Raw genomic sequence first — 13,786 nt, 5'->3', positions numbered from 1 at the left:
CGAGTCCCGGGACGGGCGCACCAGCCCCCGGGCCGCACGGCCGCCCCGCCCTTTGCCCGAATCCACGAGGACACCTGTCTAGATGCCTGCGCACGAGTCCCCGAAGCAGTCCACCGAGCCCTCCCTGACCACCCCGCAGGCCGTGCGGGTCTGGCTGGAGTCGGCCGTCGCCGAGGCGGCCGGGCTGGACCTGCCCGCCGTCGACCCGGACCGGCCGATCGCCGAGTTCGGCTTGGGTTCACGGCAGTTGGTGACCCTGGCGGCCGAGCTGTCCGCGTCGACCGGCCGGGCCCTGGACCCGTCCCTGGTGTTCAACCACCCCACCGTCGCGGCACTCGCGGAGGCGGTGTTCGCCGCTCCCTTCGCCCCCACGCCCACTCCGCCCGGTGCGGCGTCCAGGCAGCCCGACGACGACATCGCCATCATCTCCATGGCCTGCCGCCTCCCCGGCGGCGCCGACGACCCCGAGGGACTGTGGCGGCTGCTGGCCGCGGGCGAGGACGCCGTCACCGAGGTCCCGGCGGGCCGTTGGGACACGCATGGGCTGCACGACCCCGACCCCGAGGCGACCGGCAAGGCGTACTCGCTGCGCGGCGGCTACCTCTCCGTCATCGACCGTTTCGACGCGGCCTTCTTCGGGATCTCGCCGCGCGAGGCCGCCGCCATGGACCCCCAGCAGCGGCTGCTCCTGACGACCGGCTGGGAGGCGATCGAGCGTGCCGGCATCGTCCCGGAGACGCTCAACGGCAGTTCCACCGGCGTCTACATCGGCCTGTACGACAGCGGCTACCTCGCCTCGGCCGCCCTGGACCAGCTCGACGGGCACGTCGGCACCGGTTCCGCGTCCAGCGTGGCGTCCGGCCGTATCGCCTACACCCTCGGCCTCCAGGGGCCCGCGGTCACCGTCGACACCGCCTGCTCGTCCTCCCTCGTCGCGCTGCATCTGGCGGCGCGGGCCCTCGCGGGCGGTGAGTGCGACCTCGCGCTGGCCGGCGGTGCGACGCTGCTGGTGACGCCGCGCGGGCATGTCGAGTTCAGCAGGCTGCGCGGGCTGTCGCCGTCGGGGCGGTGCAGTCCCTTCTCCGCGGACGCCGACGGCGTGGTGTGGGCGGAGGGCTGCGGTGTGGTGCTGCTGAAGCGGCTGGCGGACGCGCGCCGCGACGGTGACCGGGTGCTCGCGGTCGTGAAGGGCTCGGCGATCAACCAGGACGGCCGCAGCCAGGGCCTGAGCGCCCCCAACGGCCCGGCCCAGGAACGCGTGCTGCGTGCCGCCCTCGACGCTGCCGGGCTCCGGCCGGACGACCTCGACCACATCGAGGCACACGGCACGGGGACCCCCCTGGGCGACCCCATCGAGGGCCGCGCCCTGTCCGCTGTCTTCGGCCCCGGCCGCCCCGCCGGCCGTCCGCTCGGCGTCGGCTCCCTCAAGTCCAACATCGGCCACACCCAGGCCGCCGCGGGCATCGCCGGCGTCATCAAGACCGTACTGGCCCTCCAGCACGAGCGGGTGCCGGCGTCTGTGCACGCCGGCACCCCGACCGAGCACATCGACTGGGCGCACAGCGGCCTGCGCGTCCTGGACGAGGCCCGCGCCTGGACACGGGACCCCGAGCGGGTACGCCGCGCAGGCGTCAGCGCGTTCGGGATCAGCGGCACCAACGCCCATGTGGTGCTGGAGGAGGCGCCCGAGGATCAGCCCGGGACGCCCGCGGACCTCCCCGGCACCACACTCTTCCCGCTGTCGGCCCGCACCCTGCCCGCACTGCGGTCCCAGGCCGGCCGTCTGCTCCGGACCCTCGAACAGCAGCCGGAGCTGCCGCTCCCGGCCGTCGCCGCGACCCTCGCCCACCACCGCACCCACTTCGAGCACCGGGCCGTCCTCCAGGCGGGCGACCGCGACGAACTGCTCACGGCGCTGCACGCACTCGCCGAGGACCGGCCCGGTCCCGACCGGACCGCCGGACCCGAACAGGCCTCCGCCAACGGCAAGTTGGCGTTCGTCTTCCCGGGCCAGGGATCCCAGTGGCCCGGCATGGCACGCGATCTGCTCGACCGCGACCCGGTGTTCGCCGACGAGTTCGACCGCTGCGACGCCGCGCTGCGCCCGTTCACCGGATGGTCGGTGACGTCCGTGCTGCGCGGCGACGCCGGCGCACCCGGCCTGGACCGGGTCGACGTCGTCCAGCCGGTGCTGTTCGCCGTGATGGTGTCGCTGGCCGCCGTGTGGCGGGCCCGCGGCATCCGCCCGGACGCCGTCGTCGGGCACAGTCAGGGCGAGGTCGCCGCGGCGTGCGTCGCCGGGGCCCTCAGCCTCAACGACGCCGCCGCGGTCGTCGCCCTGCGCAGCCGGGCACTGACGGAACTGTCCGGCACCGGCACCATGGCCGTCGTCGCCCTGCCGCACACCGACGTCGAGGCACAACTCGCCGCCCACGACGGCAGGATCAGCGTGGCAGCCGTCAACAGCGGCCGTTCGACCGTGATCGCCGGTGCCGTGGACGCGGTGGAAGCCCTGCTCGCCGACCTCGACCGGCAGCAGGTGTTCGTCCGCCGCCTCGACGTCGACTACGCCTCCCACAGCACGCAGGTCGAGACCGTTCGCACCAAGATCCTCGACGAACTAGACGGCGTCACCACCTACTCCACGTCCGTCGCCTGGTACTCCACGGTCACGGGCGAACCGGTCACCGAGGAACTCGAAGCCGACTACTGGTACGCCAACCTGCGCGAGCCCGTACGCTTCGCGCCGACCGTCGAGCGCATGGTCGCCGACGGCTACCGCTGCTTCGTCGAACTCGCCCCGCACCCGTCGCTGCTCACCGCCCTGCGCACCGTCGACGACGACCTGATCGCCGTCGGATCGCTGCGCCGGGACGAGGACGGCCCCGCCTGTCTGGACCGCGCCGCCGCCGAACTCCACGTCCACGGACGGCCGATCGACTGGCGCCGCACGGTTCCCCCCGCCGGCCCGGCCGACCTGCCGACGTACGCCTGGGACGAGCAGCGCCACTGGATCGAGCCGGCGAACGCCGCCGCCGTCCCGGGCCTCTTCGACCGCGCGGCGCATCCCTTGCTGGGCATTCAGCTCCAGTCGGCGGACGAGACCCGCTGGACCTTCCGCAACGAGTGGTCCCCGGCCACCGCCGACTGGCTGCCCGACCACACCGTCTTCGGCCGGGCCGTCGTCTCCGGCACCACCCTGATGGAGCTGTGCCGCGCCGCGCTCGCCGTGACTCGCCCCGACACCGCCGCCGACGTCACCGGCCTGCTCCTCCTGGCCCCCCTCACGCTGCCCGCCACCGGCACGGTCGAGGTGTCCGTCGAGGTGGTCACCGCCGGGACCGCACCGGAGATCACCGTCCACAGCCGCCCCCGCGGCCAGGAGGCCACGGACTGGACCCTGCACGCCACGGCCTCCGCCGCAGAGCCGGCCGCCACGCCGGACGACCAGCCGCCGACCTGGCCCGAAACGGCCGAACCGGCCTGGCACGAGGACACCTACGAGCGCCTGAACGCGCTCGGTCTCGGCTACGGCCCGGCCTTCCAGGGCGTACGAAAGGCCACCGCGACCGGCGACGGAACCCTGCTGGCCCGCCTCTCGCTGCCGTCCGTCGCCCGTGACGCCGCCGACCCCTACCCGGTGCACCCTGCGCTCCTCGACGCCGCCCTCCAGGTGGCCGCCGCCTTCGAGACCGGCGACCGGCGCGTGCTGCTGCCGGTCGCCGTGGCCCGCTGTGTCCTGTCGCCCGGCGGCGTGACGGACCTCACGGCCTTCGTACGCCGGACGGACAGCTCCGGCACGGACGCCCCGGACCTCACGCTGGACGTCACCCTGTGGGACGCCGACGGCTTCCCGGCCGGCCGTCTGGAGGGCGTACGCCTGCGGGCCGTCGACCCGGCCGACCTGACCAGCGCCTCGGAGAACGGCCGTCATCTGTACGAGGTGGCTTGGACGGCCGTCGCGGATGAGCCCGCCGGCCCACCGCCCGGAGAGGTGTGGGCCGTCACCGGCGAGGCGGAGGACACGGCTGCGGCCGTGGCCGGCCTGCGTGCGGCAGGCGTCCGGGTCGGCGACGCGGGCGCCGACACAGTCGTGCGGTTCTGGCCTTCCACGGGTCCGGAACCGGCCGCCGCTGCCCATGAGTCGGCGGCACAGGGTCTCGCCGAACTGCAGGCGCTGATCGCCCTCCCGCCGGACGAGGCGCCCTCGCGCACCCTCTGGGTCACCCGCGGGGCGGTCGCCGCCGCCGACGGGGACACGGTTCCAGAGCTCGCTCAGTCGGTGCTGTGGGGCCTGGCCCGCAGCGCGCGTGCCGAGCACCCGGACCTCGGGCTGACCCTGCTCGACCTCGACAGCGACGAACCGCCACTGCTCTCCGCCGTGGCACTGGACGAGCCGGAACTCGCCGCGCGTGGAGGACAGTTGCTCGCTCCTCGCCTGGTGCGTGCCCGTCCGGCGCCTTCCGAGAGCCCCGGCCGCATTCCCACCGACGGAACCGTGCTCGTCACCGGCGGCCTCGGAGCGGTCGGCCGCCACATCGCCCGCATGCTCGCCGAGAGCGGCGTCCCCCGCTTGCTGCTGACAACCCGTCAGGGCGCCTCCGACCCCCGAGCGGGCGAAGCCGTCGCCGAACTCGTGGCACTCGGCGCCGAGGCCGAGGTCGCCGCGTGCGACGTGGCCGACGCGGCGGCCCTGGCGGACGTACTGGACCGCATCGGCGACGAGACACCGCTGCGCGGAGTCGTGCACTGCGCCGGGATCCTCGACGACGGCGTGGTCGCCGAGCTGCACCCCGACCGACTCGCACGGGTGCTGCGCCCCAAGGCCGACGGCGCCGCCCACCTGCACCGGCTCACCGCCGACCGCCCGCTCGACCTGTTCCTGCTGGTCTCCTCCGCGGCGGGCGTCGTCGGCAACGCGGGACAGGCCAACTACGCGGCCGCCAACGTCTTCCTCGACCAGCTGGCGCACCACCGCCGCGCCCGCGGCCTGCCCGCGGTCTCGGTGTCCTTCGGTGCCTGGGCGGGGGAGGGGCTCGCCGCCCAACACGCCGACCTGGAGCGCATGGCCCGTCTCGGACACCGGGCCCTCACCCCCGACCAGGGCCGGGACCTGACCGCACTGTCCCTGCGCCGCGACGCCGCCCATCTGGTCGCCTGGGCGCTGGACCTGCCCCGGCTCCGGGCCGCCGCACCTCCCGGTGCGCTGTGGCGCTCACTGCTCCCCGCGGCCCAGCCCACCCGGCCCGGCAGGCACACCCTGGCCGACCGGCTGGCCCGACTGCCGGATACCGAACGTGCCGCGCGCGTCCTCGCCCTCGTCCGCGAAGAGGCCGCCCACGCGCTCGGTCTGCGCTCGGCGCAGTCCGTCCGCCCCGACCGGCCGCTGCGCGACCTCGGCATGGACTCGGTCACGGCCGTCGACCTGCGCAACCGCATCAGCACCCGCATCGGCACCAAGCTCCCCGCCACGCTGCTCTTCGACCACCCCACGCCCACCCGCCTGGCCGAACACCTGCTGGGCAGCGTGCTGACGACGGCAGCGAGCCCGGGCCGCAAGGCTGCCCCGGCGACCGCGGCCTCCTCCGACGAGCCGGTGGCCCTCGTCGCCATGGCCTGCCGGCTGCCCGGCGGCGTCCACGACCCGGAGGGCCTGTGGCGCCTGGTCGCGGAGGGCCGGGACGCGGTCGGCCCCTTCCCCGCGGCGCGGTGGGACGTAGAGGCCCTGTACGACCCGGACCCGGACGCGCTCGGCAAGTCCTACGCCCGTGAGGGCGGATTCCTGGACGACATCGAGTCCTTCGACGCCGCCTTCTTCGGCATCACCCCGAGGGAAGCGGCGGCCATGGACCCCCAGCAGCGCCTGCTGCTGGAGACGGCCTGGGAGTCCCTGGAACGCGCCGGGATCGTGCCGGCCGACCTGGCGGGCAGCACGACCGGTGTGTACGTCGGCATGTTCGGCAGCGGCTACCTGTCCGGCACCCGGCTCGACCAGCTCGACGGATATGTCGGCACCGGCTCCGCTCTCAGCGTGGCCTCGGGGCGGCTCGCCTACACGCTCGGACTGAACGGGCCCGCCCTCACGGTGGACACCGCCTGTTCGTCGTCGCTGGTCGCCGTCCATCTGGCGGCGCAGGCGCTGCGCGCGGGCGAGTGCGATCTGGCGCTCGCCGGCGGTGTCACGCTGATGGTGACACCGCAGACCTTCGTCGAGTTCAGCCGGCTGCGGGGCCTGTCCCCGACCGGGCGCTGCCGTTCCTTCTCCGACGCCGCCGACGGGGCCGTCTGGGCCGAGGGCGCCGGGATGGTCGTACTGAAGCGACTGAGCGACGCCCGGCGGGACGGCGACCGGATCCTCGCCGTGCTGCGGGGCACCGCCGTCAACCAGGACGGCCGCAGCCAGGGGCTGTCCGCGCCCAACGGGCCCGCGCAGGAACAGGTGATCCGGCGTGCCCTGGACCAGTGCGGGCTGCGGCCCGACGACATCGACTTCGTCGAGGCGCACGGCACGGGCACGACCCTGGGCGACCCGATCGAGGCGAACGCCCTCAGCGAGGTCTTCGGCGCCTCGCGCGCCGAGGGGCGTCCGCTGTACCTCGGTTCGCTCAAGTCCAACGTCGGGCACACCCAGGCCGCTTCGGGCGTGCTCGGTCTCATCAAGGTGGTGCAGTCCCTGCACCACCGGATCCTGCCGCGCACCCTGCACGCCGACACGCCCAGCCGGCACGTCGACTGGGCGGACAGCGGACTGCATCTGCTGCGGGAACAGGTCGCCTGGCCCGCGTCGGCCGAGCGGATCCGGCGTGCGGGCGTGAGCGCGTTCGGGATCAGCGGCACCAACGCCCATGTGATCGTGGAGGAGGCCGAACCGGCGGCCGGATCGCCGGGTACCGAAGTGCCCTCCGGGAAGCACCTGTTCGTCCTGTCCGGCCGCACCGAGAGCGGACTGCGCGGGCAGGCCGCCGCACTGGCGCACGCCCTCGCCGGCGACCCCACCGCCGAGCTGTCGGACGTCGCGTACACGCTGGCCCGCCACCGCAGCCACTTCGAGCACCGCGCGGCCGTCGTGGCCGAGGACCGCGACGAACTGCTGTCCGTGCTGGGCGAGTTGGCGGCCGGGCGGATCCCGCTTCCCCAGCACCGTGAGGAGCAGTCGGGCAAGGTCGCCTTCGTCTGCTCCGGCCACGGTGGCCAGTGGCCCGGCATGGGACTGGACCTGATGGGGGAGTCGGAGGCCTTCGGCGAGGAGCTGACCCGGATCGACGCAGCCGTACAGCGGCACGTCGGCTGGTCCGTGCTCAACGCGCTGCGGGCGCCCGAGGAGTTCTCCCCGCTGGAGCGAACCGAGTACCTGCAGCCCGCCCTGTTCGCCGTGAACGCGGCGCTGACGGCCGCGTGGCGCTCGCTCGGCGTGGCCCCGGACGCCGTGGTCGGGCACAGCCTGGGCGAGATCGCCGCCGCGTACGGCGCCGGCGCGCTCACCCTGGACGACGCCGTCGCCGTGGTGACCGGCCGTGCCCAGGCGGTCGTGCCCGTCGCGGGCAAGGGCGGCATGCTGTCCCTCGGCCTCCCGCGTCCCCGGGTGGCGGAACTCCTCGCACCGTACGCCGGCCGGCTGTTCGTCGCCGCCGTCAACAGCCCGCACTCCACGGCGGTTTCGGGTGACGCCGACGCTCTGGCCGAGTTGCGCCGCGGTCTCGACGAGCAGGGCATCGAGGCCCGCTCGCTGTCGACGCCGTTCGCCTCGCACACCCCGCTGATGGCCCCGCTGCGCGACGAGTTCCTCGACCGCCTCTCCGGCGTGCACGGGACCCCGGCCCCGACCGCGCTGTACTCGACGGTGCTGGCCGAACCGGTGCCGGGCGATCGCCTGGACCCCGCTTACTGGTACGCCAACCTCAGCGAACCCGTGCGCTTCGCGGACACCGTCCGCCGCATGCTGGACGACGGCTACCGCTACTTCGTCGAACTCAGCCCCCACCCCTCGCTCGGCTCGTCCATCGAGGCGGTGGCCGCCGACGCCGGAATCGACGCGGTGAGCATCGGCTCGCTGCGCCGCCACCGGGGCGGCCGGGACGTACTGCTCGGCAGGCTCAGGGAGTTGTACACGGCAGGTCACACGCCCGAGTGGCCGATACTCTTCCCGGCCGGCCGCCGCGTCGACCTGCCGACCTACGCCTTCGCCCGCGAACGGCACTGGCTCGCCCCCGCCCCGGCCACCGCGGCCGGCGCCTCCCCGCTCCTGGGCACGCACGTCGAGGCCAGCGACGAAGCCGACCGGCACCTGTTCCAGAGCGAGGTGGACCTGCGCGACAGCCGCTTCGCCTATCTGACCGACCACCGTGTCACCGGCGAGGTCTGGCTGCCCGGCGCCGCCTTCCTCGGCATGGCACTGGAGGCCGCGTCCGCGGTACAGGACGGCGGCGAGGTACGTCTCTCCGACGTCGGGTTCCTCCAGCCGCTGCGCCTGGACGAGTCCCGGCCGACGCGCCTCCAACTGGTCCTGCGCCCCGCCGTCGACGGCGCACGGGACTTCACCATCGCCTCGGCCCCGGCGGGCGGCGAACGGTCCGCGACCTGGGAACGCCACGTCACCGGCCGCGTCACGACCGAGCCCGCCGTCACCGCCAAGCCGACCGAGCAACTGGCCGCGCTGCGGGAACGCTGCACCGAGCAGGTCGACCTGCCGGCCGTCTACGGCGCGCTCGCGTCCCTCGGTGTCGAGTACGGCCCCGCCTTCCGCGGCCTGGAGTCGGGCCACCGCACCACCTCCGCCGGTCTTGCCCGGCTCGCAGAGAAGCCGGCCGCCGGCCATCTGCTCCACCCGGCCGTCCTCGACGCCGCCTTCCACACGGCCGCGCTGCCCGGCGACGCGCCCCAGGGAAGGGCGTTCGTGCCGGCCGGAGTCGGCCGCCTGCGCCACACCGGGCTGCGCACCACCCCCGTGTGGGTGGCGTGCGAGCTGCGGTCCGCGTCCGGCGACGGCGCGACACTCGACCTTCGTCTGTACGACGACAACGACCAGCTGATCGTGGAGGCGCAGGAGTTCCGGCTGGCCGCGCTCTCCCCGCTGGACGGAGCGCTCTTCGAGACCCGCTGGCAGCCCCGTCCCGTCGCCGGCGAGCCGCCCGCGCAGGGAAGCTGGCTGATCCTGGCCGACGAGTCCGGTACCGCGGCCGAACTGGTCGAGCGGCTGGGCACCTCCGTGCCGTACGTGATCGCCCGCAGGGGCGAGTCCTTCGCCGTCGAAGGCCCCGGGCGTTACGTCCTCGACCCCGCCGACCCGGCGCACCTGGCCCGCCTTCTCGACGAGGCCTTCGCGAGCGGACCGCCCGCGCGGATCGTGCAGATGACGGCCCTGGACGCGCCCGCCGTCGAGGACGACCGCACGGCCGAGGAAGCCGCCCGGCTCTGCTGCCTGAGCACCCTGCACCTGGTGCGCACCCTCGCCGACCGCACACCGAGCGCGGCTCCCCGGCTCTTCGTCGTCGTACGCGGCAGCCAGGCGGCCGGCGACAGCACGCAGGTGACACACCCCCAGCAGGCGCTGGGATGGGGCTTCGGCCTCGCGGTGGCGCAGGAGTACCCGGAGCTGAGGACCACCCTCGTGGACCTCCCGCCGACGGACGGCGCGGACGCGCTGTGGACCCAGCTCCGGCACGCGGACGACGAACGGCTCGTGGCCCTGCGCGGAACCGAGCGCCTGGTGCCCCGTCTGACCCGCACCCGCCCGGACGACGCCGGGCACGGCACGACCTCCCCGGACGGGGCGTACCTGATCACCGGTGGTCTGGGCGGCCTCGGCCGCGTCGTCGCCGAGCGGCTGGTCCGCCGGGGCGTCCGACGGCTGGCGCTGATGAGCCGCGGGGCGCCCGGCGCCGACGCCCGCGACTGGATCCGGCAGCTCGAAGAGCGGGGCGTGACCGTGCACATGGCCCGCGCCGACGTCGCCGACCGGGCCGGGCTGACGGCGGCCCTGGACGCCGTACGCCAGGAACTCGGCCCCATCGCCGGGGTCGTGCACGCGGCCGGTGTCCTGGACGACGCCACCATCGCCAACCTGACCGACGAGCGCGTCCTGCGCGTCCTCGCCCCCAAGGTCCTGGGCACCGCCCTGCTCACCGAACTGACCCCGGACGCCGCTGACTTCGTCCTGTTCGCCTCGGCGGCAGGTCTGCTCGGCTCGGCCGGACAGAGCCCGTACTCGGCGGCCAACGCCTTCCTCGACGCCTGGGCGCACCACCTGTCCCGCACGGACCGGCGGGCCCTCAGCCTCGACTGGGGCGCCTGGTCGGGCGTCGGCATGGTGTCCGAGTCCGGCGCCCGCGAAGCCGAGACCGCCCGCTCCGGCCTGGTCGCGTTCTCCGCACAGGACGGCGGCGAACTCTTCGAGCGGGTGCTCACCACGGCCCGCCGCCAGCTCGCACCACTCGCCCTGGACTGGGAGATGCTGGCCCTCGACCCCGACGCCGCCCGCACCCGCCCCGTCCTCGCCGACCTGGTCACCGTCCCGACCGGCACGCCCGGCTCGGACGACCTGGTCCGCAAGGTGTTCGCGGCGACGTCCGGCACCGAGCGGACCGCACGCCTGGAGGCATACGTGCGCGCCAGGGTCGGCGAGGTCTCCGGCGGCGCCGTCCAGGTGTCGGCGACCACCGCCCTGAAGGAACTCGGCCTCGACTCCCTGATGCTGGTGCGGCTGCGCAACGCCTTCGCCCGCGAGCTCGGCGTCGAACTCCCCGCGGCCACCGTGTTCTCGGCCGCCGACATCCGCGGCCTGGCGCAGGCCCTCGGCACCGCACTCCCCGAACGGGAGACCGCGGCGCCCGCCGAGCCCGAGCGCGTCACCGAGGTCCCCGAGACCGAGACGCACCCCGCCACCCGCGACGTCGTACGGCTGCTGCGCAGCGCCCAGCCCGCCATGCCCGACGCCGCCCACGCCGTCGGACTGGCGGTACGCCTTGTCACGCCGACCACCCGCGAGACGCTCACCGGCGTCCTCACCCGCCTCACCGCCCGGCACGCGGCCCTGCGCACCGCCGTCGTCCCCGCCTCCGAGGGCGGACGGCAGCTGCGAGTGGACCGCGCCCTGCCGGAACCGCCGCTGCGCTGGACGGTCGTCCCGGACAGCGCCCCCCTCGACGCCGCCGAGGGGCTGCGCGAGCTCCTGGAGCCGGCGTTCGACCTCGCCGCCCCGCCGCTGTGGCGATTCGAGCTGCTGGACGGCGGCGAGCGCGGGCAGATCCTGGTCTACGGCGCCCACCACGCCGTCAGCGACCTCCAGTCGCTGCTGCTGGTGGCCGGCGAGATCGACGCCGAGCTGTCCGGCGCGACGCTCGACGACACCGTCACCAACCGCGACGTCCGCCTGCTGATCGAGGCCCAGCGGAGTGAGGAGCAGGCCGACGCGAGCACCGACGCCGCCGACTGGCGCGCTGCTTTCCAGGACAGCGCACGCCTCGACCTGACCCTGAGCCGACCGCGCCCGCAGACGCGCACGTATCGCGCCGGCAGCGTCACCGTGCCGATCCCCGACGGGCTCATGGACCGCATCTCGGCCACCGCGAGCCGCCTGGCGGTGACGCCTGCCGCGTTCTGCCTGGGCACGCTGACCGTCCTGCTGGCCAGGAAACGCGAGCGTGAACGTTTCGTCCTCGCCGTGCCCGTGGACACCCGCATCCACGCCGACGCCTACGACGCGCTGGGCTTCTACGGCGTGCCCGTGCCCTTCCCCGCCGAGGCGAACGCCGAGGAGCGTGTCGAGGAGGTGCTGCGCCGCACCGACGGGCGCCTGGAGAGGGTGCTGACCAAGGGCGCGATGTTCTCGGACGTGCTGCCGGTGCTGGCCCGAGGAGGACTCCACCGGCCCAACGCGCCGCTGGTGGAGGTGTACTTCAACTACGTCCGCGCGGCCCGCGGGCTCACGGCCCTGGAGGTACTGCCGGCCGGTACGGGCTACTCCGACCTCGACCTGATGATCACCATGACCCCGGACGCGGGCCGGATCCGGCTCGACCACAACCTCGACATCCTGGACGGGCCGACGGCCACCGAGCTGGGTGAGGAACTGCTGCGTCTGCTCGCGGAGACGGCCGAGGACCCGTCGGGCCCGGTGCGTACGGCAGCGGTCCCCGCTGCGGGCCACTCGCTCGCCCTCGCCGCCACCTTCGCCCTCGGTAACCTGCCGCTGATGTGCGAGACGGCGATCGGTGCCTCGGCGAACGACGGCAGCGTCACGACCGTCGCCGAGGCCCCGTACCACCACGTCCTGCCCGCCCTGCGCGACCCGTCCGGACTCTTCGCCGACCCGGCCACGACCACGGGCGTCGTCCTGCTGCGGGCGACGGACCTGCAACGCTTCGGCCCGCTCGACGACGAGCTGCTGGCCGAACTGCGCACCGCCTACCCGGCCGCACTGCGCGCGGTGGCCGAACACACCCGCAAGGCGCTGATCGTCGGCTTCCTGCCCTCGGTCCGCACCGAGGAGAGGCTCAGCAGGTGGGAACAGGAGGTCGCCGCCGAGCTGACCGGCGTGCCCGGCATCGCCGTCGTCGGCCCCGACGACTGGACCCGCCACCACCCCGTCGAGGAACCCTTCGACGAGCGCACCGAAGCCATGGCCCACCTCCCGTTCACCGCGCCCTTCCAGGCGGCCGTCGCCCTCCGCCTCGCCGAGGTCGTCCGGGCCGTACGACGCCCCGCGCCGAAGGTGATCGCCGTCGACGGCGACGAGACCCTGTGGGGCGGCGTGGCCGGTGAGATCGGCCCCGACGCCGTGGACCTGACCGGTCCGCGGGCCCTGCTGGCGCGCCGGCTGCTCCAGTGGCGCACGGCGGGCGCGCTGCTGGTGCTGGTCAGCAACAACGACGAGGACACCGTCCGCGCCGTACTGGACCGCCCGGACAGCCTGCTCAAGGCGGAGCACTTCAGCGTGCTCTCGGCGGCCTGGGGCCCGAAGCCGACCCGCCTGGCCGAGGCGGCGCACACGCTCGACCTCGGTCTGGACAGCTTCCTGTTCCTCGACGACAACCCGGCCGAGATCGCCAAGATGCGCGCCGCGCTGCCGCAGGTGCTGTCGGTGACCTGCCCGACGGCCGGCCAACTGCCGGAGTTCCTCGGCCGGGTGTGGCCGCTGGTGCCCGCCGCGGCGACCGCCGAGGACGCGCTGCGGGCGCGGTTCTACGCGCAGGAACGGGAGCGGGACGCCGTTCGCGAGCAGGCCGGCTTCGAGGAGTTCCTGGAGCGGCTGGAACTGGAGGTCGACGTCCGGGCCCTGGCCGACTCCGACGTTCAGCGGGCCGAGCAACTCGTGCGCCGCACCAACCAGTTCACCCTGCGCGCCCGCTCCGCCGACGGCGGTGACGTCACACGCTGGCGCGAACACGCAGAGGTCTGGACGGCGTCGGCCCGCGACCGCTTCGGCGACTACGGCCAGATCGGCCTGCTCGCCGTGCGCCGCGAGGGCGACCAGCTCGACGTCCTGGCCTGGCTGATGAGCTGCCGCGCACTGGGCCGGGGCGTCGAGGAACGCCTGCTGCAGTGGCTGGCCGACCGGGCCGGCGAACTGCACTGCACCAAGATCCGGCTGACGGCGGAGCGCACCCCGCGCAATACGCCGGCCCGCCGCGTGCTGTCGGCACTGGGCAGCGGCGATCAGGACGACGACCACCTGGAGACGGTGGTCACTCCGGAGTATCTGAGGACGTTCCGCTCCTGGCGGCGGCGATGACGGTCCCGGCACCCGCGGACCACGGCGACGAAAGGGCAAGGCAACACGGTGAAGGGC

The 13,786-nt window shown here is 74.6% G+C and carries 1 protein-coding gene; it reads left to right on the top strand.

The window, feature by feature from the left end:
* Positions 1-82: 82 nt before the first annotated feature.
* A complete protein-coding gene (locus AC3ETA_RS10085) occupies positions 83-13,729 on the top strand; it encodes an SDR family NAD(P)-dependent oxidoreductase (protein WP_432192471.1) in 13,647 nt (4,548 codons plus the stop codon).
* The last annotated feature ends 57 nt before the right edge of the window (positions 13,730-13,786 follow it).

It is taken from the genome of Streptomyces sp. bgisy027, from assembly GCF_057710365.1.
The sequence above is the reverse complement of the archived record's forward strand: the minus strand, read 5'-3'. Positions and strand labels throughout refer to the sequence as shown.

What these genes read in the sequence shown, in the direction of transcription:
- AC3ETA_RS10085 (WP_432192471.1), top strand. Translation starts at nt 83, where the DNA reads ATGCCTGCGCACGAGTCCCCGAAGCAGTCCACCGAGCCCTCCCTGACC.